The following is a 21,491-nucleotide window of genomic DNA, read 5'->3' as shown; positions in this document are numbered from 1 at the left end:
CCGGCCCCCTCATCGCAGACGGCCCCCTCATCGCAGACGACCTAGGTCCGCGACCGCCGCGTCCACGTGGTGCGGCACCAGGCCCAGCGGCAGGAAGTCCTCGGCGCGCTCGGTCAGCTCGCGCAGCCGGGCCGCGAGCGTGGCGTGGGCGCCCGGCGTGCGCCCGGCCTCGCCCGCGGACCGGACGTCGTCCGGGTTGTTGTCCGCCAGCGCCAGGTGCAGCGGGTGGTTCGGGTCGACCGAGCCGAACGAGGCCCGGTGGACGATCGTGCGGTAGCCGGTCGGGGGCCGGCCGCCGGGCGCCCGCACGCAGTGCCGGAGCCAGCCGAGGTCCGGTCGGTCGCAGCTGATCGGCGCACCGAGCACGCAGGACGAGGCCGCCAACCGCCCGGCGAGCGTCCGGCCGTTCACCGTGCAGTGCGTCAGCCGGACGTCGGCACCGGCCGCTCCGATCGCCACGTCGCCGCGCGCCCCCGCGTCGAACGTGCAGCCGTCGGCGGTCAGCAGCGCCCACGGCGGGAGCTCGACCCGGCCGACTCGGCACTGGGTGAGGTGCACGTGGACGGTCGGCGTGGGCAGGGTGCGGCGGAGCAGCGCGGACGCGTGGGCTGCCCCGGCCACGGTGAGCGCGGCAAGGCCCGGCGCGGCGAGCGTGCACCAGCGCAGGTCGAGCCGACCGGCGGCGGCCACCAGCTCGATGATTCCGGCGGTGGAGAGCCCGGTGAACGTCCAGGCAGGCCCGGCGCCGGGGTCGGTGTCGCCGTCCGCGGGACGCTCGGAGAGCGTGAGCGACACGCCGTCCTCGGCCCGCAGGAACGGCAGGCCGCCGGTCTCCACCGGCCAGACCGCGAGCGTGCCGTCCGGCGGCAGCGCGAGCGCCTGCGCCGGGAGCCGCGGCGAGCCGAGGATCCCGAGCAGGATCCCCGGCCCGCCCGGCTCGTCGGCCGTGCCCCCGCCACCCCCGGCGTCCGATGCCGCTGCGGAGCCCGCCGCCAGCCCGGCCGCCAGTCCGGTTCCGAGGTCGGCGACGATCGGCAGGCCGTCCGTGCCGGGGACCCCGGCGCGCTGCGGTGACACCCAGGCCGTCACCGGCCCACCGGGCCGCGTCGCCGCGGCGGGGAAGCCCGCACCGAGCGCGGTCGCCCGCCCGACCCGGAAGCTCGCGGTCACCTGCCCCGCGCCCAGGGCGGCGGGCAGCAGCACCCGTCCGAGCCGCGGATCGACGCCGACCCGGTCGTCGAGGTGCAGCGCGAGCGGGACGTCCCAGCGCCCGAGGCTCACCTGGCGCAGCCGCAGCGGCGTCCAGCCCAACCGCCCCGGCACGCCGTACCGCGCGGACGGCGCGGATCGCCGCCCCGGAGGCGCGAACCGCCCGGCGCCGAGCCGCAGCGACGCCGTGGCCGGCTCGCCGGGTGGGAACCAGCGCTCGGTCGACGCGTCGTCGCGGATCTGGTGCAGCTCGACGTCGGCGGAGGTCGGCAGGTCGAGGGCGGGCAGGAACGCGAGGTGCCCGACGCCGCCGAGCCGGAAGACCACTTCGCTCGGGGGCAGCGGCGCCGGCCCGACGACCGTGAACACGTCGTCGAGGAAGAGGCCCTCGCCCTCCGCCGGTGGATTCGGCGCCGTCGGCTCCGGCGGCCCGGCCGTCCAGCGGTCGGCGTCGGCGGAGTACCGCAGCAGGCGCGGCGCGGTGCGGTCGGCCCAGGCCAGCACCTCCGGCGTCCCGTCGGCCCTGGCCCACAGCGCGCCCGGACGCCCGGCTTCGATCGGTAGCGCGGCCAGCGGCTCCCAGGACGGCCGGGGCCTGGTCAGGTCGGCTCGCCAGACGGTCGGGTCGAGCGCGCCGGGCACCGAGGCGCCGCCGATCAGCACCAGACCGTCCGGGGTGGACAGCAGCCGGCCGCCGATCCGGAGCTGGCGTCGCCGGACGAGGTGCGTGATCCACGGTCCGGCCTCGCCGCCGCCGACCGCGATCGACCAGAGGTCCCCGAGCGCGCGATCGGTGCCACCGACGGTCGTGCCGCCGAACACGAAGATCCGGCCCGCGTGCACGCAGAGCATCGGCTGCACGCGGCCGGGCGGCCGCCGCTGATCGGCGGCGTCGGCCCGGTCCAGCACCGGAGCGGCGGCCAGCGGATCCGGGATCCGCCAGGCCCCGGTAGTGCCGCCCGTGGCCGGTCCGACGATCAGCACCGTGCCGTNCGGCCAGCGGATCCGGGATCCGCCAGGCCCCGGTAGTGCCGCCCGTGGCCGGTCCGACGATCAGCACCGTGCCGTCGTCGATCCGGCGCGCGGCCAGCGCCGGGCCGGGCACCGAGGCCGCCGGACGGTCGCCGGCTGGAAGAGCGTCCAGCCGCAGGGGCCGGGAGGTCCACCGGGACGCGGGCGAGTCCGGACGCCAGAGCGCGAGTCCGAACCCACCGGCCGTGGCCTGCTCGAGACGTGCGACGAGCCGGGTGCCGCCGGACACCACGCCGGTGGCGTCGCTCGCCGGTGCCCCGGTGACCTCGCCGAGCGTGAACCGCTGCCAGGTGCCGTCGGCGGCGCGACGATGTCCCTGGTCGGTGCCTGCCCGCCGCACTCGGATCGCGATCGTGGCTCCGGCCCTGGGCACCTGCGCCGCGTCCGACACCGCCGACGGGCCGGTGACACCGCGGCGGGCCACCACCCGGATCAGCCCGGGGTTGGCCGCGGTCACCGCGCCGTTGGGCTCGGCGTCGAGCACGTCCGCCGCGACTCGGCTCGGGTCTCCGATCGCGACCAGACCGAGCGTCCACTCGTCACCGGGTGCGGGACGGTCGGCGTCCGCGAACCGCAGCAGGGGCGCCGGTCCCAGCGGCGCCATCCGGAGGTCGTCGCCGGCCGCCGGAACCGGGTCGCCGCCCACGACCCGGACGTCGTCGACGAAGACGCCGATGCTGTCGGCGCGCTCGGCGGCGTCCGGGTCCAGCGCCAGTCCGGTCGGGGTGAGCAGATGCGTCCGGAACCCGGTCGGCGGTTCGGGTGCGGTCGGCTCGTGCAGCTCGGTCGTCGCGGCGACGGGCTCGGTGAGAGGCGACCGTCCAACCAGGGGCTGATCGCCGCCCCGTGGGTCGAGGACCAGGCCCAGGTAGCCGCGTTCCGGGCCGTCGACCGGCCGCCGGTCGCCGGGCTCGACCCGGTCCAGCTCGGCCTGGTCGAACCGCGCCGTGCTGATCACCGTCTGCTCCGGCCGGGCCCACCCCAGCAGGTCCACGGTGCGGGGCGCGGCGGCCGGGAGACCGGCGTCGGCGCGACCGAGCCGGGCCAGCGCCGTCTCGACGCTCTCACCGGGCAGCCGGGCGGCCAGGCGGCTGGGTTCCGCGGCCCGGCGCGGTTCGCGCCCGGCCGGTGCGCGGCGGGCCAGCGGGTCGGCGAGCGCGATCGGGTCGGTGAGCACCGCGACCATGCCACGCCACGGCAGGGGGTGGGCCAGGTCTTGCGTCTGGAGCAGCGACCGGAACGCTTCGTCCACCTCCGTGTCCCACCCGCTGGTCACGCGGAGCACGTCGGTGAGCGCGGCCGCGGTGCCCTTGCGTCGGCGCCAGTGGACGGTGCGGGCCACGACACCGCGGTTGGTGCGCGGATCGTCGCCGAGCAGCCGGGCGCCGACCAGCTCGGCGAGCAGTGGCAGCGCCGCCGGGTCCGCCCGCTCGACGAAGTGGTCGTCGCGGAGCCGGTCGATCGCGGCCTGCAGCTCGGCCAGCGGGGAGGCGAGCACCTCGAGCAGCACCCGGAGCGGCCGACCGGCGACGGTCTCGTCGCGGGTGCGGTAGACGCCAGGCAGCAGGGAGGCCAGCCGGTCGGCAGCCGGGCTCAGTTCGGTGGAGGTCACCGGTCGCTCGCCTCCTCCCAGACGAGGTCCAGCGGGTCGGCGCCCCCGGCCGTCACCGCGGCCCACGCCACCAGCGCCGCCGGTCCGGCCGCTATCCGGTCGTGCCGCGCGGGCGCGGTGCCGTCCCGGTAGAGCAGGTCGACCAGTACCGAGGCCAGACCTGGGAGGCCCGCCAGCGCACCGTAGACCGCCGAGACCGCCAGCCCGCGGCCCAACTCGGCGCGCTCGGGGTGGAGCAGGCCGGGCGGCTCGCCGGGCTCGGCGTCGGCACCGAGCCGGAGCCTGGTCGAACGAACCACGGCGAGTGGATCGGCACCGGGCTCGATCCGCAGCACGAGCCGCATCCGCACCGGGACGACGTTCCGGTCGACGACCGTCACCGCGGTCCCCGGCGGCGTCCGCGCGACCAGGAAGCTCCGCAGCCGGGCGGCGTCGGCCGGGTCGAGGTCCGCGCCACCCTCGGCCGCGATGACGACGGTGACGTGATCGCGCCGCCGGATCGGGTCGCGCAGCACCGCGGCCCGCCGCACTCCGCCGAACGCCAGCGCGAGCGCGCGCACGTCCCCGGCGGAGACCGCGCGTCCGGGGGCGTGCGTCCCCGCCTCCGCGCGGGCCCGGGCGGCGTCGGCGTCCTCCGGATCGACGCCGCCGCTCACCGGTAGCGGGTTGAACGTGGCCGCCACCGCGGGCTCGGCACCCGCGGCCGCTGCCACCGCCAGCGCGGGGCGGTTCCCCTCGGCGCCGACGCCGGTCCGGTAGATGACCGTGACCTCGGCGCCGACCGGTACGGCGGCGGCGCCGACGCCACCGGTGGCCTCCGCCAGCCGCAGCCGACCGGTCGCGTCCGCAGCCACCTCGACCGCGAACGCAGCGGTCCCGGCCCGGTGGCGGAGGTCGTCCACCCGGCTCCAACCCCGCCCGGCGACCGACAGTTCGACTGCGGGCACCCGGCCTCCGGCGGCGTCCGGGCTCGCCGAGCGGATCCAGGTGAGCGGTCCGGCGGTCAGCGGCAGGTGGGCGTCGTCGCCGGTCCAGGCCGTCGTCTCGGTGACGGTCGTGCCGTGGGTGATCTCGGCGACGTTTCCGAGAAGGACGGTGGTCGCCAGGTCGTATCGGCGGGTCAGCGGCGGCGCGAACGTGACGCGGGTCGCCGGTGAGGACGTACCGGGGAGGGCCTGTCGACGCAGGCGCACGACCTGGACCGCCTCCCGGTACGTCCGGGTCGGGGGATCCTCTGTGCTCTCGTCGGCGACCACGAGCCAATCCCCGGGGCGCAGCAGCGTGCCGGGATCCTGCGGCGGGTTCCCGACCGGCAGTAGGAACAGCGCGTCGGTGCCGGGAGCGGCGGTCCCACTGCCCCTGCCGGGTACCGGAGCGCCCGGCGGATTCGCGCCCAGGGAACGGTCCAGCGTCTCCAGCGCACGCGGTCCGCGCAGCCGGACGACCTGGTCGCGGGCCTCCTGGAGGAGCCTGCCGACCAGCGCGTCGAGGAAGGCCGCGAGGCGATCGAGGCGCCCGGAGAACGCCGCGTCGGTCTCGTCCTCCTGCCTGGCCAGAGCCCCGCCCAACGCTTCGACCGCGTCCGGCTGCCGGGTGGCCAGATCGCGGAGCAGCGTGAGCAGCAACTCCTGGGACTCCGAGAGCGGCCCCGGCGCCGGCTCGTAACCCGCCTGGTTGGCCAGCTCCTGCACCGCGCAGAGCTCGGCGCACAGCTGCTCGAAGACGTCCGAGCAGAGCGCTTCGGCGCCGGCCGCCCGCAGGCGGCTGACCAGATCGGCGAGACCGAGCGCCTGCTGCCGGGCCCGCCCGGCGTTGCGCTGGGCGAGCGATCCGGCCCGGGCGACCGCGAAGCGCTGGCCGATCGAGTCGGTCAGCGCGACCGCACCGGCGACCTCCGGCGGCCCCACCATGATCTCCGGCTCCAGCAACGCGTCGGCGATCGCCCCGGCCGAGGACGGCGCGGCCGGCCCTGTCGGCGCCGCCGGGAGCGTCGCGCGCAGCTCGTTCAGCACCGGTGAGAGCCGCAGCGCGCGAGTCGTCTCGTACACGGCGGCCGGGGTGTTGCCGACCGCCTCGGCCCGCACCCGGAACCCCGGTGGAAGCGTCACCGGCTCGCCCTCGCGGCACCGGAAGTGCTGCAGACCCTCCGCGGCGAACCCCGGGTCCCCGGCATGGCCCACCTGGTCGAGCAGGCGCCGCACGGAGGACGGCAGCCGGGCGGTGCCGAGGAAACCTTCGTCGGCCCAGGCCTCCTGGTAGACCCAGAGCACGTGCAGGCCGAGCGCGTACGCGTCGAGCAGTCCACGGCCGTGGTCGGCCAGCTCGGTCGGCTCCTGCCGGACCGGATCCCAGGGGCGGGGCAGCGACCGGGCCCGGCGTCGGCCGTCCGCGGCCATCGCCGCCAGCAGGCCGCTGTGCTCCCGGGAACGATGGGCGTCGAGCGACGGCCTCATGGCACGCCTCCGCAGACCTCGACCGTGAGCAGGCCCTGCGGCTGGGTGGGACCGTACGGGTGGCGCAGTACCGCGACCTCCTCGGTGCCGACCGGCAGCACGCCGTCGGTGCGGTGGTCGGCCGCACCCGGCTGGAGCCGCCGCAGCCGCCGCACCCGGACCGCGTCGACGCCGGGCACGTCGAGCACCCGCCGGTGTACGGCGTCCAGGTGCACATCGCCGCCGAGGCCGGAGGTGTCCGGGTCGAGCAGCCCGCCGTCTCCGGCCAGCGCCGCGACGACGCCGGCCCGAACCGTCTCGGCGCGCGCCCAGGCGGCGGCGTCGATGCTCAGATCCAGGTCGATCGGCACGAACCGTGGCGGGACCAGCTCGACGTCGAAGCCGAGCAGCCGGACGTCCTCCAGCCGCGTTCTCGCGACCGCCCAGCGACGCAGCCGTTCGGCCTCACCGGGCGGGCCCGCGACGGTCAGCGCGTCCTCGTCGCGGAGCAGCAGCGTCACCCGCACGACCGGCCGAGGCGCGTCGGTGCGCACCCTGGCCCGGGCCGCCGCGACCTCCGGCAGCGCGCCGACCAGGCGCTCGTAGTCGGCCGGCACCACGGCAGAAAGCAGTTCACGAACGCCGAGCGGCGCCGCATACCGGATCCGCTCCAGCGGCTCGGGGTCGCGTCCACCGATCGCCGGCACCGGGTTCGTCACCCGCAGGTGCCGTCGCAGCAGCTCGACCCGGTCGGCGTCGCCGGTGCCGAGCAGCAGGTCGGCGTCGCCGCCGCTGCCCAGGGCCAGCAGCCGGACCAACGTGCCGGCGGCCACGTTCCCGATCGCGCCCAGTCCGATCCGGACGCCGAACTCGACGGTCACCTCGCGGTCGGGCAGCCGAGTGCCGGTCACGCCGTCCCCGACCACCGCCGCGACCCCGCCGGTGTGGCCGGGCCGGAGCACGAAGCTCTCGTCGCCGGGGCCGAGCGTGGCGAGATCGTCGGCGAGCGTCCACGGTTCGCCGTCCACGCTCAGCCGGACCTGCGGCACGCCGGTGCGCGCCGGGTGATCCGGCAGCGGCCACCCCGCGGCGTGGCGGCTGACCGGCTGCCACGGCAGGTCCACCTCGCGGGTGTCGCCGCCGGTCACCCGCACCGTGAGCCGCTCGCGCCACGGGCGGAGGAGCTCGGCGTCGTCGAGCACGGCCGCGGCGCCCTGGGCGGCGAGCGGCGTCAGCGGCAGCCCGTGGTGCGCGGGGACGACGTTGCCGAGCACCGTGCACGCGCCGGGCAGGTACGCCACCGGCGCGGGACGGCGTGGATCCCAGGACACCCGGGTGGTGTCGGTGCCCAGCTCCACCGCGGTCACCCGGACGACGTGCGGTGGAACGTCGACGTCCGAGGCCGCCAGCAGGACCAGCCAGCGGCCGGGCCGAAGGCCGGTCAGGTCCTCGGCCAGGATCGCGCTGGTCGCGCCCACCGGCACGGGTTCGGCCGGTCGCAGCTCCGCCAAGGCCGGGTCGACCGGCAGGTCCTCCTCGGTGGCGAACACGACCAGCCGGTCGGCGGCGTCCGGGTTGACGACGAGCGTGCCGGCCGGAACCACGACCGCCCCGGTCCTGGCTAGTGCCCCGGCCAGCCCCAGCGGCTCCGGGTCCAGCGTCAGCTCGACCATCGTGGTCGCCGAGAGCCCGGCGTCGGGCTCGTAGTCCACCAGCCGGGCGTGATCCTCGACCGAGCGGCGCGACTGCGCGGTGCCCAGGTACCCCTCGGCGACGGCGACCTCCTGCCGGTACGCGAGCTGGTCGAGCCGGGCGGCGAGCAGCTCCAGCCACATCGTTGTCTGGTCGGCGGGGCCGGTCGGTGCCCAGCCGGGCAACACCCGGCTCGCTCGGTCGGTGATCACACCGAGCAGGCCGCGGGCGTCCCGGGCGCGGTAGTCCACGGGCGGACCGGGAGGCGGCACCGGCGGCGGCACCGGCGTGAGCGGTGGGTCGGGGTCGCGCAGCGCGCAGTGGGCATCCGCGTCCGGGGGGTGTGCACCCAGGTACACCGGCACGTCGTCGCCGTCGCCCGGCACCCGCACGGCGAGCGCGTGCCGCGTGGGATCGGCCAGTCGGAGGTCGACCGCGACGGACGGCGCCAGCCCACCGGCCAGCACCGATGGCGGGATCCCGACCGGGCCCGGCGTGACGTAGAGCGGCTCCGGCGGCAGCTGGAACGGCGGCGGGGCGCCGGTCGCGAACACCGCGAGCGCGGCGTCGACCTCGGCCTGCACGCCGGGCACCAGAGCGGCGCCGTCGACGACACCGGTGAGCAGGCTGTCGGCCGCGGTCAGCGCTCCGGCGGCCACCTGGAGGCCGGTCTGGACGCGGTGGACGGTCAGCTGGGCAAGCCGGATCCGCTCACCGGCGAGATGACCGCTGCGGATCGCGGTCCACACCTCGACGCCGCGCAGCTCGGAGTCCCGGAGTTCGCCGTCGATCTGGACCGCCGTGCCGCTCACCCGGCGCACCACGCACTCGGCGACGATCACCTCACCGGCGTCGGTCACCGATTCCAGCCACGGCTCGCTCTCGTCCACCGGCGCGCAGACGTGCAGCCCGGCGACGTCGTCCACGTGGGTGGGGTCCGCGGTGGCGAACGGTCCGGGCGGGCCGACGCCGGTGCCGTCCCCGACCCAGGGCCGCACCCGGTCGAGCCAGGAGCGCCACGACGGTGACGGTTGCGCCGAGGGCCCGACGGCAGCGCCCCGCACGGCCTCGACGTGGACGTCGCGAACGGTGAACGCGGACGGCGACGGAATCGCCAGCAACCGCGCACCGGCCGCACCGCGGCTGACTCCACGGATGTCGGTGACCGTGCCACCGAGCCAGTCGAGCGCGCCGGCGGCCACCGCGAGGACGCCGTACGCGGTGGCCGCCTCGACGCCGGCCACCGACACTCCGCGCAGCCCCAGGTCGCCGCTGACGAACAGGACCAGGCCGATCGCCGAGTCGCCGGTGCCGCGGACCTGCTCGGCGCGGACGTCGAGCAGCGAGAGCTCCCGATGCGTGTCCGGCGGGCCGACGACCCGGAACTGGGCGCCCTCGGCCTCCGTCCCGGCGATGTCGGTCAGCCGCAGCAGCGCGACGTCGGCGCGCTCGGCCGCGGTGAGCCCGAGGCCGGTCACGAGCGGAGCGCGGAGCCGTGCCACGGTCAGCCGGGACACCCCGACCCGGTCGCCGGTCACCGCGACTCCGATGCCGAGCGTGGTCGCGGTCGTGCCGGTGGCACGGACGTCGTCCGCGGTGACGCCGGTGAGCGCGGCCTCCGGCGCGGTGACCTCCAGACCGAACACGTCGGCGCCGCGGAGCCCGCTGACCCGGACGTCGTCCACGTGCGCCGAGACCGTGCCGGTGGCCCGGACCCCGGTCAGCGCACCGGTGGCTCGCGCCCGCACCGACACCTGCGCCACCCGCACGCGGTCCCCTCGGACGTCCAGGCCGACGAGGTCACCGGGGAGCGGGGCGGCGCCGCCGAAGACGAGTTCGGTGTCCCGGCTGCCGGTGACGGTCAGGTTCCGGCCCTCGACGCCGAGCCGCAGCCCGGCGTCGAGCTCGAAGGAGCCGGCCGGGAGCCGCCAGGTCTCGCCGCTGCCCGCCGGTGCCGCCACGAGCCGCTCCTGGGCGGCGGCCAGCCAGGCGACCAGTGCGTCTGCCTCGGCCAGCCGCTCGATGTGCACCTCAGCGGTCGTGACTCCGGCCGAGATCCGCAGCGGCTCCTCGGTGTCGCTGATCGTCAGGCCGGTCAGGCTGCCCGCCGCGGCGTCCACGGAAAGCCCACGGGCCTGCGGCCCGCGCACCCGGGATACGCTGATCCGGACGCCGGTGACGATGCCGTCGGCGGCATCGCCCGGACTGTCGGCCGCAGTGATTTGCACGCCGGTCGCGGGCCCGGTGGTCGCGGCCAGATCGGCTGCTCCGGTGTCGGTCAGCTCGACGCGGGGTGCCTCCAGTCGGAGCCCGGTCGTGGTCGCGGCGTGCAGGGTGGTCACCCGGACCCGGCGCACCGCTACCCGGGCGCTGCCGGTCAGCCGGATCCCGACCAGGTCGGCGTCGACCGGAGCGCACGTCACCTCGACGTCCTCCAGGACGACCGCACTGCCGCCCAGCCCGAGCGCGGTCACCGATCCGGCGCTCCCGGGCACCGGGACGAGGCCGAGGATCGTGCGCCGTCCGCGCAGCGTCAGCGCGACTCCGGGGGCACCCAGGTCCAGGGTTCCGCTGATCCGATGGGTGCCCGGGGGCAGCAGCCAGACCTGGTCGGCGGCCCGCCCGGTCGACGCGGCGGCCAGCAGCGCCTGCTGAGCCGCGGCGAGCGCGGCCGGCAGATCGGCGCCGTTCAGCTCGCGCGTCGTCATGAGGTGCGCTCCGCCGTGTTTCCGGAGAGAGCGGGGAGCATCGCAGGGAGTCCTAGCGACCGAGGAGCGGAGCGGAGGAGTGCGCCGGGGTACACGGTCACGGCGCGCCCTCCACCGGCTGGGCGATCGTCGCGACCAGCTCCTCGCCGGTGTCGACCAGCGTGTAGAGGACGTCGACGAACAGCTGGCTGTCGGAGACCGTGACCCGCACCGCGTCCACGGTCAGCAGCTCGCCGAGGTATCGGCGGACCGCCGTCGAGATGACGTACTCGGCCGCGGCGGCCACCTCCGGGCTCGCGCCGCCGAAGACCAGCCGCTGCACACCGCATCCGAAGTCGGGCCGGTTGACCCGCTCGCCCGGCACCGTGAGCAGCAGCTGCTCCAGCTGCTCGTGCACGGCTGCCGCGCGGCCGGAGACCGCGGCCCCGCCCCGGTCGGCGGTGCGGAACGGGAACGCGAGCGAGAACTCCATCCCGGCCATCAGCCGGCCCCGCCGAGCGCGTTGCGGACCAGCGTCACGTCCGCTTCGTACCGTCGGATCGACTGCTCGACGGTCGCCTCGTCCGGGTCCACGCCCCACCGGTGCCGTACCGCCCGGACGTACCAGGAACCGTCGAGCAGGTGGCCGGCGCCGGTCAATCCGATCGGGCGGCCCGCCCGCAGAATCACCGGGTACCGCTCGCAGAGCACGGTGCCGGTGCCCGCCGCGAACCAGTCGATCAGCCGCAGCTCCGCGCGGGCGAGCGCGGTCACCTCCGCGGCCGAGTGCGGCACGTCGCTGGTCTGGACGTCGACCGACTCCATCGGCGTCGGTGAGGTCCCATGCCGGACCGGCTGGATTGCGGCCAGTCGGGTGGCCAGCACGTCGGCCCGGCTGTGGCTGCCCATCCGCCGGTAACCCGGGTCGCTGACCGTGACCCGCTGCAGGAGCCGGGTCTGCTCGTCGATGTGCCAGCCCATGATCCGGGTCGGCTGGTGGCTGTCGTAGCGGGCCCGGAAGCTGGCCAGCGTCGGGGCGTCTCGCGGGAACAGCGCGAGCGCGGGCTGCTCCGGCAGCGCGACCGCGGGGGAGTGGAAGTGCCCGACGACCGAACCGGCCGGGTGCGGCCCGGCGGTGACCGGGCCAGGCCCGGGCGCGACATAGGCCTCGAACCCGTTGCGCCGCGCCAGCATCCGGAGGAACTCGGCGTCGGTCGCGCGCTGGACGAGTACGGCCCGGGCGCCGGGCCGGTCGAGACCGCCGTCCTCCAGAGTGGCGCCCGGCTTCCCGGCGTCGACGACCGCGAAGCCGTAGCGGGTGAAGATCTCCCTGGCGATCTGGACGTCGGTGAGGTCCGACCAGGTCCGCGTGACGGTCTCGAAGTGCATCAGGCAGGACGCGTCGACGCCGGTCAGCTCCAGCCGCGAGTCGGGCACCCTGGCCTCACCGAACACCGGCTCGACCGCGGTCAGGTAACCGTCGAAGACCGTGCTGCTGATCTCGGGCCCGTCCGGGTCGTCGCTCTCCAGGCCGAACTGGACGGTGACGCGGCGGAGCAGGCCGAAGTCCGGCACGGCGGCATCGGCGGCGAAGCTGCCTCGCTCCAGCGCGTCCCAGTCACCGGCGGCGTCGCTGCCGTGGATCGGGCTCAGGTCGACGCTCAGCCGGAGCGAGGACGCCTCGTCGCAGCGCTCCTCGACCTCGACCTGGAGCACCCAGTCGCCGAGCTTCTCCAGCGGGACGCCGTCCAGCCAGAGCCGGAGCACCGGCCGGCGCTGTGCCGGACTCATGCGGGCCGCCGCGGGATTCCGAGCGTCCGGCCGGGCTCGATCAGCGCGTCCAGGTCGCTGTCCGGGTTGGCGTCGGCGATCAGCCAGAACTGGTGCGGATCGTCGAGGTAGCGGTAGGCGAGCAGGTCGAGCCGGTCCGCGCCGGTGACCGCGTGCCGGACGACGGCGTCCGGCCGGGTGCGCAGCTGGGGGGTGTAGAGCTCGGTGTCGGCCGGTGCACCGGCCACCGCCCGCCGGTAGGTGGGTAGGTCGGCGTGGCGGGACGACCGGTCGGTCATGACAACTCCTCGCTACGCTCGTCGCGGTCATGACCGAGAATCGACTCTGCTAGCCGGACCTCGCGCAAGCGCTCGGTCATATCGCCACCCCCTCGGCGGCGCTCGGCCGCGGAGCGAACGGGTCACCGGCCAGCTCGCGGGCGATCGCCGCGGCGACGTCGCCCTGGGCCGCGGCCTTCGCGGCGGCGCTCACCCGGCCGGCGAGCAGCCGGTCGTAGGCGGTCGAGATCCACGCCCGGTACGCGGCCTCGTCCGGCTCCAGCACGGTGAACTTCAGGTCGGCCTCGGCCCGGAGCGGTACCAGCGTCGGCAGGAACTTCTGCTCGGTGATCGTGAGGTTCGTGAGCACCACCGGGAACAGTCGCCGCTGACCGAGGATCAGCAGCAGCTCGTCCGGGCGCACGGGTTGGACGGCCTCCCGACGGGCGTCGCCTTTCTGTCCCTCCTTGCCGGTCGAGAGCACTTCGAGGAACGCCAGCTGGGGCAGGACGCCGTACTCGGCGGCGTCGGTGCGGCCGGCGAGCACGGCCTCGGTCGCGTCGAAGAGCACCTTGAGCGCGACGGTCTCGGCCTCGGCCAGCAGTGCCGACGAGCCCTGGCCGCCCCGCTGCCGGACGTCGGCCGGTGCCGCGACCGTGCCGCTCTTGCGCTTCTTCCGGGGTTCCCACTTGCCGGTCCGGGTCCGACTGATCGTCTCCGGGTTGTACTGGAAGTACAGGACGTCGCCGGTGAGCTCGTCGCCCGGCGCCGCAGTGGCCCCCGCCGCCGGGGACCCGGACGCCGCCGGCGCACCGATGCGCATCAGCGCGCCGCGCTCGAGCTGGGCCCCGAACGCGATCAGGCGGGGGTCGAGGTTCACCATGTCAGCAGCTCTCGGGCAGATCGGTGCGGGCTCCGTCGGCGGCGTGCGCGGCCTGCGCCGCGTTGTTGCGGTCGATCAGCGTCACGACGACCTCGCCGAGGAACTCCGGCAGCTTGGCCGGGTCCCGCGGGCACCGGCGCAGCAGCCAGGACAGCTCGTAGTCCAGCTGCCGTCGGGTCAACCCGTTGTGCGGCTTCTCGTGCATCGGCGCTCCTCAGCGGTGTTCTCAGACCAGCGGGCGGCCGTCGAGCTGCTGGCGCAGCAGCTCCAGGTAGCGCCAGCGGCGCGCACGGGGCAGGCCGAGGATCGCGTCCTCTGACCAGCCGTAGTGGAACGCCAGGCAGTGGACCTCGGCGAGCAGCCGGTCGGTGCCGAGCGCCAGTTCTCGGACCAGGAGGTCGAACGGGTTCAGCTCCAGCTCCAGCAGCGCCCGGCAGGCCGGGCAGGGGGAGGCGAACGTCAGATCGGGCAGGCTGCCGCTCCCGGCCAGCGTCCGGGCGAGCAGCTGGCGGCTCGTCGTGTCGAGCGCCGCCCAATCTGCGTCGATCAGGCGGTTCCAGAACGCGGCGGCGCGCTCGGCCGGTGAGCCGGCGAGAGCGGCGAGCGCCTCGTCGTCGGCGCCGGTCGGGGTGCGCAGCCGCAACTTCCCGGCGGGCGTGTCCACCGTCCACCACTCCGGCTCGGCGGGCGCGTCCGTACTCCCTTCGTCGAGCAGCGCGCTCACCCGCAGCTCCAGATCGGCCAGCTCACCGCAGTCGGGGCGCGGGCAGCGGAGGGTGAGGACGAGCTGGTCGCCGATCATCAGCGCCCGCAGGGCCAGCGCGAGGCGCTGGCGATCGCCGCGGGACAGCGCAGCGACGTGGACCGGTGTCACGTCCCGGTACCCGCCGAGCCGCTCGACGCACGTGGCCAATACCTCGTGCACCGCGTCCTCATCGGACTGGGCCACCAGAGCGTCGTCCCGGTCGGCCAGCCGGGCTTCGTCCCGCCCGGCCAGCGGACGCAGCGCGACCCGGCGATGCCGGTCGCCGACGTCGTCGACCAGCCCGCGGCGGAGCAGGAGCTCGGCCGGCATCAGGACACCTCGATCCGTTCGAACCCCTCGAACGTGATCTGGAGTGTCTCGACGAGGACTTCCTGGCTGTCACCGGCTAACTCGGACATCGCGGTGTACTTCGAGACCCAGGCTCGGTGCAGTACGTACTTGCGCACGAGCGTGGTGTTGTCGATGTCGTAGACGTGGATCTCCACCTCGCGGCGGAAGTTCGGCTCGGCCGTCCGGCCCGGACGGTCCTCGTGGTGGACGAGCTGGTTCGCCCACTCCTCGAACGCCCGGTCGTTGGTGACGCCGGCCTCCAGCGTCACCGGCTCGTACTCGACCAGCGTCGGCAGCATCTCCGCGACCGTCGACTTGCTGTTCCCGGCTCGGAACTTCACGCTGTTGACGGTCACGTCCAGCGCCGACATCTTTCGGCATGCCGCGACCTCGACGCCGCCGAGGACGATGTGGAAGTTGAAGCTGCGGAACGGGTCCCGGCGATCGGACTCCTCGAACCTCGGCATGGGTGCTCCTCAGATGGTCACGGGGGTGGCGATGGCCGGCGCGCCGCCCGACGGCTGGTCGGCGTGCCAGCCCTCATGGGTCAGCTCGACCGCGAGCAGCGCGACCTCGCTGCTCAGCGCGTCGAGTTGGGGAACGGCGCGGAACTTGCTGATCCAGGCGTTGACGACGATGTAGCGGCGGAGCCGTTGATCCGGTGGACGGCCGCCGTCGTCCGCCGACCCGACGAGGCCCTCGGACAGATCGGCGCCGTGCAGCCGGGTGTCCCAGACATCGATGACGACGTTGCGCTTCACCGGCTCGCCGGGCTCGACCGCGCCGGTCCGCAGGAACCGGAGCACCGCGGCCGCCCAGCGCTCCAGCGTGTCGTCGACCGCCAGGCCCTGCTCCAGCGTGATCGGGTCCCACGTCGCCCGGTCGGGATTCGCGTACCGGTGCAGCGAGTTCCCGCCCTCCTTGGTCTCGGTCGCGGCGATCGAGACGTTGAGCCCGGAGACCCGCTTCACGCCGGCGACGTAGCTCTGGCCCTCCGGCGCCGGCTGCGGCGGCGTCGCCGGAGACGTGCCGACCGGCGCGCCGAGGAAGCTGCGCCCGCCGGTCGGGTCCGGCGGTGGCGGCAGGATCCCGATCCGGAACTGGTGGGTGCGCAGCGGGTACCAGGGCGTCAGCGCGGGTTCGGTCGGCACGCTCACACCACCAGCAGGCTCTTCTGGCTGATCTGGATCACGACGAACTCGGCGGGTTTCAGCGGCGCGAACGCCACCTGGGCGGTGACGATCCCGGCGTCGACCTGCTCCTGCGGGTTGGTCTCCCGGTCGCACTTGACCGCGAACGCCTCTTCCGGCGTCGCGCCCTGGAACGCCCGCTGGCGGAACAGGCCGAGCATGAACGCGGAGATGTTGATCCGGATCCGGTCCCAGAGATCCACGTCGTTGGGCTCGAAGACCGCCCACTGCAGACCGCGCCGCAGCGACTCCTTGAGGAACAGTGCGGTGCGGCGCACCGGGACGTAGCGCCACTGCGGATCCGAGGAGAGCGTGCGCGAGCCCCAGGTGACGATGCCCGCGCCGGGGAACTGCCGGATGCAGTTGAGGCCGATCGGGTTGAGCAGGTCCTGGTCGGCGTCGACGAGGCGGTGCTGCAGGTCGACGGCGCCGCTGACAATGGCCTCCACCCCGGCCGGCGCCTTCCACACCCCGCGGGTGCTGTCGGTGCGGGCGAAGACGCCGGCCACGTGCCCGGACGGCGGCACCAGGCGACGGGGGTTGCGGCCGGCGCTCACCGGATCGGGCACGGTGATCCACGGGTAGTACATCGCCGCGTTGTCCGATCGGCCCGGCAACCCCTCCACCAGTTGGCGCACCTCGTCGGCGGAGATCTCGAAGTCGGTGTCGACGCTGCCGACGCCGTCCGCGAGCAGGAAGACGTCCTCGGCGTCGCAGTAGGCCATCGCCGCCGACAGCAGGTCCGGCGAGTTGCGTCCGGGCATGACCAGCAGGTTGACCTCGACCGTGTCGAACGCGTGCAATCCGGTGCGGCCGGCGTCGGTGACGCCGCCCGCGTACTGGGCGACGCCGACCTCGCGGACCGCGGCGACGCCGCCGACCAGCCGCAGCGGGGTGTCTTCGGTGAGCGCCGGGCGCAGGATCGGATCACCGGGGTCGTTCTCCACCAGACCCGCGCTGCGGACCGAGCCGAACAGGCCGGACAGGGCCCGTGCGACGCCCGGCTGGATCGTCTCGCTGACCGTGATCTCCACGCCGCGCAGCGAGTCCACCAGTACGCCCGGATCGCCCGCGATCACGTCGGGCTCCGGCCACGGCGCGTTCCCGCCCACCGCGGCGATCGCCAGTCCGACGCCGTCGGCGGCCGCCGGAGCGGTGATCACGACGAACGGGCCGGCGGCGTCGACCGCGAGGCCGTACGGGTTGTCGTCCGCCATAGCGGCGGCGATCAGCTCGGCCAGCGCGGCCGGGGAGAGCGCGGTGGTGTTGTCGGGAAGATCCACCTCGACGGCTTCGGGGTTCTCGCCTTCGGCGTCGGCGGCGGTGATCCGGACCGCGGTCAGCCCGGAGACATCGAACTCGGTGTCGTCGTCGGGCAGGCGGACCGCGAGGTACGCATCGCTCGCCACGGCCGGCTCGATTCGCACGATGTCGTCGCCGGGGTCGCCGTCGTCGGGGCGGGTGACCCGGAACTCCTCGCCCAGAGCGTCGCCGAGAACGGCGCGGAGCTGGGCCGGGGTGAGCGTGCCGCGGCCGGCCGCGACGGTGCCCCCGGCATCCTCCACGGCCGCCTCGCTGAACGTTACCGCCGGTGGGTTCGCGACGTCGGTGCCCTGCCCGGACGATCCGTCCCGCCAGCTGAACGTCAGCCGGGCCCCGACCGGGATCGGGTGCCCGGCCTCAACCGTCGGCTCCCTGGACACCAGCGCCGGCACCTGCTCCGGCAGCGGTGGCGCGGTGCGCTCGGCGGCGTCCAGATCCCGCTGGAACAGGTCGGTGGCCCGCAGGTACTGGGAATTCTCTTCGATCACTCGCGGTCCGTAGTCCTCCGACTCCGGATCGGTGCGGAGGTTGTCGAACGTCTCGACGGTCCGGGAGCGCCCGCCCTCGGTCCACTCGATGCGCAGCCGGTAGGCCCGGTCGGTGAACGACGTGGACGGTTCGACGTGCAGTCGCAGATGGTCCGACCAGGCACCGTTGCCACGGGCGTCGAACCGCAGCGAGGGCCGGTTCACGCCCCAGACGTCCGCGGCCCGCGCCGGTACCTCGGCCGACGCTCCGGGCGTCGCGTCCGTGGGCAGCACCCGGACCACGAACGCGCGTCGGCCACCGGCGGCGAAGAACGCCTCCACGGCCGCGGTGAGGAATCCGGCCTCGCCGCGGCGGTGGCCGCCGAAGCGGCGTTCGAAGTCGCGGAAGCCGGAGACGAACTCCGCCCGGTCCGGGATGCCGCGAGCTGCCTCGCCGATGAAGGCGGCCGTGGAGGTACCGACACCCTGGATGGGTCGGACGTTCCCGCCAACCTCCTCGACGTACACACCGGGCGTGAGCCGTTCAGCCATGCGGTGCCTCCGAGGGTGTGGTGGCTACGAGCTGAGCGCTCGTTCCTGGATGTCCGGGAGCCGGCCGGGACGGCGGTCCGCCGCCCGCGCCCGCCGACCCTCGGCTGAGGTCGAGAAGATCGAGTTCGGTGGCCTCGACCAGGGGCGCGCTGACGCCGGCGGCGCGCTCGTCGAGGAAGGCCGAGACGCGGTACTCGGCGCTGATCCGGTAGAGCCGGTTCATCAGGTCGTCGTGTCGCCGCAGCTGCCGCTGCGAGAAGAACAGGGAACGGGCGAACACCAGCGTCCGGGCCCGGGGGAACGCACTCGGCACCGGCCGGTCGAGCAGGAGCCGATCGCCGTCGACGGCCAGCGCGGTGGCGACGAACAGCTCGCCGGTGCTGGTGACGCCGTCCTCGGTCCGGCAGAGCGCGACCGGATCACCCGGTGACCACCGGTCGGCCGGGGCGAGTCCGGCTCGCGCACGGGGGTCCGGTGGGCCCAGCGGGCGTCCGGCGAGGTGCAGATGTTCGACGGTGAACCCGGGCGCGGCTCCGGCGGCGTCGCCGAGACGCAGCACGAGATCGGTGCCGCCTGCGGGTGCTCCGGGCGCGGGGGTGCCGCTCGCGGCACCGGTCGGCACTCCGTCGACGTAGAGCGCGACCGCACCGGCGGCGGCGTCCGCGACGACGTGGACCTGCGCTCCCTCGCTCAGAATCGTCGTTTCCAGGACCCCGGCGGCGGCCGCCTACGCGGTGCCGTCGGCCCGCCGGGCGTCACCGCGCAGCCGCACCGGTGGTGGCCCGCCGTTGGTCGGCGCGAGGTACTCGATCTCGACGCTGAGCGCCGGAGCACCGTCCGCCTCCACGGTGAGGATCCGCGCCCGCTCGCCGACCGCACCGGTCTCGGTGCGCAGCCCGAACGTGGCCGCGTAACCGTGCGGCGCCGGGTGCTCGGGTAGCCAGGCGAGCGGGACCGGGGGAGCCTCGAAGAACGTCAGGCTGGCCGTCCCGGCGTCGACCAGCCGGATACCCGTGGCCGTCTCGGTCGCGCCGCTGGTCAGCGCGGGTCGGCGACCGGCGACCCGGTCGGCGAGCCCGCCACCCTCGGCGGCCTCCAGCTGGAGCAGGGTCGAGCGGCTCGCCGGCTCACCGGCCGGCTGCAAGCGGATCGAGGCCGCGCCGGCCGGGATGTCCTCGGCCGGGAGCGCGGTCCGCTCCAGCAACTGACCGCGGGTGGCGGTGAGGCCGGTCCACGCGTCGAGCGTCGCCGCGAGGTCGAGCTGCGAGCCGGCCCAGAGGTCGACCCGGACGTCGACGGCCACGGCGGCCGGGGCGGGGCGGCGGTGCCGGACCAGTCGTCCGGGGACGGGTACGGCGTCGGCGAGGCCGAGCGCGGTCGCGATCGGGCCCGCGGGCGCCGGGATCTCGACCCGGCTCGGCCGTGGGTCGAGTTCCGCGCCGGTGCGGACACCGCGACGTCCGGACGACAGCACGAGGCGCTGCGCGCGGCCGTCCCAGCGCACGGTCACCGCGGCCAGTTCGGCGCGGCGGGCCGGGTCGGTGACGATCGCGCCGTCCGTCCGGAAATCCGCGGTCCGGACGGCCTGCTGGAGTGCGGTGGCCACCGCGACGCCCACCCCGGCCGCGACGAACGACTGGCCGGTCAGGGTGGCGAGGTCCGGGTCGACGCTGCCGGTCGCGTCGCCGTCGATCAGCAGCACGAGCGGGCCGGAGGCGGGGACGCGGTCGGCCGGTTCGCGGCGGGCGCCGGGCAGGTATCCGGGGGTCTGGACCGCGAGCTGGACCGATCGCGGCAGGTCCCGGTCGGGCTCGAGCTCGACGGTCAGCGGCCCGACCACCGAGATGTACGGCAGCCGCGGCGGCCGGTACGCGGGGTCGGCCATGCCGTGGCCGGCGAAGAGCGGAAGTCCTTCGGTGCGGATCCCCGCTCTGGCGCGCCAGAGGAAACCGGACAGCACGTCACCCGAGCTCATCCGTCACCTCCTCCGGTGTCGGCCGGCCGCCTCGCGGACGGCGGTGCGCAGGCCGGCCAGCGAGACCTCGCCGAGCGGGCGGGCGTGCGGCTGGAGCTCGCAGACCCACGCGTCCCTGGCATCGGGGGAGAGGGTCAGGACCGCCATGCGCGGATACTCGAGGAGCAGGTCCCAGTGGGCGTCCGACTCGGCGGCACCGAGGATCATGACGTCCGGCCGCGCATGGTCGACGGCGGCGCCGAGGTCGCCGTCCGGCAGGAACTCGACGCTGACGTCCGGCTGGTCCGCGAACGCCTCGCGGACGACGTCCATGAGCAGCGAGGGAAGCTCGGACACCGCCAGCCGGATCGACACGCGGTCCACTGTGACGGCGGCGCCGGAGCCGGGTAAGGACCCGAGGGACCGGTCCGGGTCGGCGCGGGTACTAGGACCTCATGCCGTCCGTCAGGTCCGGCGCCCCGCCGGATCCGCGGAACCGACGACGCGACTCCTGCGGTACGCCGCCACCGCCTCGCCGCGGCGCCGAGCCCCGACTTTCTCCAGGATGTTGTGTACGTGGTTCTTCACCGTGCGGACCGTGATGCCGAGCCGGTCGCCGATCTCCTGGTTCGAAAGGCCCACATCGAGCAGATCGAGGACATCCTCCTCGCGGGCGGTGAGGGCCGGCACCGCGCGCCGGCCCGGTACCTGCCGCGCCGCCAACGCCTGGACCCGGCGGAGCAGCAGCGCCGTGGTCCGGGGCGAGCACAGCGTCTCGCCGGCCAGCACCGACCGCATCACCCGGAGCAGGTGCTCCATCGGCTCGGTGCGCAACAGGTATCCGGCGACGCCCGCCTCGGCGCAGGCGACGACGTCCTTCTCCGACTCGGACACACCGACGACGACGATCGCGGTGTCCGGCGCCGACGCCCGGACGGCGCGGACGAGATCGTGGTTGCCGTCCGCGACGTTGATCAGGACGACGTCCGGCTGGTGCTCACGCAGCTCGTCGGCGGCCGAGCAGGCGTCGTGCGCGGTGAGCACCCGGCCCACGCCGTGTTCCCGGGCCAGTACGACCGCGAGGCCCTCCCGGTAGAGCCGGACGCCGTCGACGACGAGCAGTTGCAGGGCGGCCAGCTCGTGATCCCGGCGTCGCTCGTTCGCCGGGGGTCGGTCGGACGCGCCGGGCAGCGGCGGGCCGGGCCGGCGAACTGGTGGATCCGAGCGGGTCACGAGCACCCCTTCCCCCGGGCGCCTGTGTGAGTTTCGGACCAACAGCTTAAATTTGATTCCGCTCCGTAGCCCATACCTTGC

General features: G+C 75.2%; 16 protein-coding genes and 1 pseudogene. All 17 read right to left on the bottom strand.

Annotation, left to right across the window (positions count from 1 at the left end; all coding sequences use genetic code 11):
- Positions 1-27: 27 nt before the first annotated feature.
- A complete protein-coding gene (locus ABEB28_RS19770) occupies positions 28-2,193 on the bottom strand; it encodes a hypothetical protein (RefSeq protein ID WP_345729628.1) in 2,166 nt (721 codons plus the stop codon).
- A gap of 1,321 nt (positions 2,194-3,514) precedes the next feature.
- Positions 3,515-3,739, bottom strand: a pseudogene (locus ABEB28_RS43175) (phage tail protein); the annotation flags it as partial.
- A gap of 110 nt (positions 3,740-3,849) precedes the next feature.
- On the bottom strand, positions 3,850-6,306 hold the full coding sequence (locus ABEB28_RS19765; RefSeq protein ID WP_345729627.1) for a baseplate J/gp47 family protein: 2,457 nt from the start codon (positions 6,304-6,306) through the stop codon (positions 3,850-3,852).
- The gene (locus ABEB28_RS19760) at positions 6,303-10,685 is read right to left on the bottom strand and encodes a hypothetical protein (protein ID WP_345729626.1); all 4,383 of its coding nucleotides are present in this window, start codon (positions 10,683-10,685) and stop codon (positions 6,303-6,305) included. The genes ABEB28_RS19765 and ABEB28_RS19760 overlap by 4 nt, the downstream gene beginning before the upstream one ends.
- 97 nt (positions 10,686-10,782) lie before the next feature.
- Complete coding sequence (locus tag ABEB28_RS19755; RefSeq protein WP_345729625.1) at positions 10,783-11,157, bottom strand: GPW/gp25 family protein; 375 nt, start codon at positions 11,155-11,157, stop codon at positions 10,783-10,785.
- A gap of 8 nt (positions 11,158-11,165) precedes the next feature.
- Complete coding sequence (locus ABEB28_RS19750; RefSeq protein ID WP_345729624.1) at positions 11,166-12,455, bottom strand: phage late control D family protein; 1,290 nt, start codon at positions 12,453-12,455, stop codon at positions 11,166-11,168.
- Entirely contained in the window at positions 12,452-12,733 is a 282-nt protein-coding gene (locus tag ABEB28_RS19745) for a LysM peptidoglycan-binding domain-containing protein (protein WP_345729623.1), read from the bottom strand. The genes ABEB28_RS19750 and ABEB28_RS19745 overlap by 4 nt, the downstream gene beginning before the upstream one ends.
- A 76-nt stretch (positions 12,734-12,809) precedes the next feature.
- Positions 12,810-13,595 (bottom strand): CIS tube protein, encoded by a 786-nt coding sequence (locus ABEB28_RS19740; protein WP_345729622.1) that lies wholly within the window; start codon positions 13,593-13,595, stop codon positions 12,810-12,812.
- 1 nt (position 13,596) lies between these two features.
- A complete protein-coding gene (locus tag ABEB28_RS19735; protein WP_345729621.1) occupies positions 13,597-13,800 on the bottom strand; it encodes a hypothetical protein in 204 nt (67 codons plus the stop codon).
- Between the two features lie 21 nt (positions 13,801-13,821).
- Positions 13,822-14,670: a hypothetical protein gene (locus ABEB28_RS19730; protein WP_345729620.1), complete on the bottom strand. Its 849-nt coding sequence runs from the start codon at positions 14,668-14,670 to the stop codon at positions 13,822-13,824.
- On the bottom strand, positions 14,670-15,158 hold the full coding sequence (locus tag ABEB28_RS19725) for a phage tail protein (RefSeq protein WP_345729619.1): 489 nt from the start codon (positions 15,156-15,158) through the stop codon (positions 14,670-14,672). The genes ABEB28_RS19730 and ABEB28_RS19725 overlap by 1 nt, the downstream gene beginning before the upstream one ends.
- A 9-nt stretch (positions 15,159-15,167) precedes the next feature.
- Positions 15,168-15,842: a phage tail protein gene (locus ABEB28_RS19720; RefSeq protein WP_345729618.1), complete on the bottom strand. Its 675-nt coding sequence runs from the start codon at positions 15,840-15,842 to the stop codon at positions 15,168-15,170.
- Between the two features lie 2 nt (positions 15,843-15,844).
- Positions 15,845-18,223, bottom strand: a complete 2,379-nt coding sequence (locus tag ABEB28_RS19715) for a phage tail sheath family protein (protein ID WP_345729617.1) — start codon at positions 18,221-18,223, stop codon at positions 15,845-15,847.
- Positions 18,216-18,845, bottom strand: a complete 630-nt coding sequence (locus ABEB28_RS19710; RefSeq protein ID WP_345729616.1) for a hypothetical protein — start codon at positions 18,843-18,845, stop codon at positions 18,216-18,218. The genes ABEB28_RS19715 and ABEB28_RS19710 overlap by 8 nt, the downstream gene beginning before the upstream one ends.
- Before the next feature lie 105 nt (positions 18,846-18,950).
- The gene (locus ABEB28_RS19705) at positions 18,951-20,198 is read right to left on the bottom strand and encodes a hypothetical protein (RefSeq protein WP_345729615.1); all 1,248 of its coding nucleotides are present in this window, start codon (positions 20,196-20,198) and stop codon (positions 18,951-18,953) included.
- Between the two features lie 3 nt (positions 20,199-20,201).
- Positions 20,202-20,552, bottom strand: a complete 351-nt coding sequence (locus ABEB28_RS19700) for a hypothetical protein (protein WP_345729614.1) — start codon at positions 20,550-20,552, stop codon at positions 20,202-20,204.
- Positions 20,553-20,642: 90 nt separating this feature from the next.
- Positions 20,643-21,410, bottom strand: coding sequence for a LuxR C-terminal-related transcriptional regulator (locus tag ABEB28_RS19695; RefSeq protein ID WP_345729613.1), 768 nt, complete (start codon positions 21,408-21,410; stop codon positions 20,643-20,645).
- Positions 21,411-21,491: the final 81 nt, after the last annotated feature.

It is taken from the genome of Cryptosporangium minutisporangium, assembly GCF_039536245.1.
Taxonomy (GTDB): Bacteria; Actinomycetota; Actinomycetes; order Mycobacteriales; family Cryptosporangiaceae; genus Cryptosporangium; species Cryptosporangium minutisporangium.
Note: the sequence above shows the minus strand (reverse complement) of the source record. Positions and strands in the feature narration are given on the sequence as shown.

What these genes read in the sequence shown, in the direction of transcription:
- ABEB28_RS19705 (WP_345729615.1), bottom strand. Translation starts at nt 20,198, where the DNA reads ATGAGCTCGGGTGACGTGCTGTCCGGTTTCCTCTGGCGCGCCAGAGCG.
- ABEB28_RS19750 (WP_345729624.1), bottom strand. Translation starts at nt 12,455, where the DNA reads ATGAGTCCGGCACAGCGCCGGCCGGTGCTCCGGCTCTGGCTGGACGGC.
- ABEB28_RS19745 (WP_345729623.1), bottom strand. Translation starts at nt 12,733, where the DNA reads ATGACCGACCGGTCGTCCCGCCACGCCGACCTACCCACCTACCGGCGG.
- ABEB28_RS19730 (WP_345729620.1), bottom strand. Translation starts at nt 14,670, where the DNA reads ATGCCGGCCGAGCTCCTGCTCCGCCGCGGGCTGGTCGACGACGTCGGC.
- ABEB28_RS19715 (WP_345729617.1), bottom strand. Translation starts at nt 18,223, where the DNA reads ATGGCTGAACGGCTCACGCCCGGTGTGTACGTCGAGGAGGTTGGCGGG.
- ABEB28_RS19725 (WP_345729619.1), bottom strand. Translation starts at nt 15,158, where the DNA reads ATGCCGAGGTTCGAGGAGTCCGATCGCCGGGACCCGTTCCGCAGCTTC.
- ABEB28_RS19735 (WP_345729621.1), bottom strand. Translation starts at nt 13,800, where the DNA reads ATGCACGAGAAGCCGCACAACGGGTTGACCCGACGGCAGCTGGACTAC.
- ABEB28_RS19740 (WP_345729622.1), bottom strand. Translation starts at nt 13,595, where the DNA reads ATGGTGAACCTCGACCCCCGCCTGATCGCGTTCGGGGCCCAGCTCGAG.
- ABEB28_RS19765 (WP_345729627.1), bottom strand. Translation starts at nt 6,306, where the DNA reads ATGAGGCCGTCGCTCGACGCCCATCGTTCCCGGGAGCACAGCGGCCTG.
- ABEB28_RS19760 (WP_345729626.1), bottom strand. Translation starts at nt 10,685, where the DNA reads ATGACGACGCGCGAGCTGAACGGCGCCGATCTGCCGGCCGCGCTCGCC.
- ABEB28_RS19755 (WP_345729625.1), bottom strand. Translation starts at nt 11,157, where the DNA reads ATGGAGTTCTCGCTCGCGTTCCCGTTCCGCACCGCCGACCGGGGCGGG.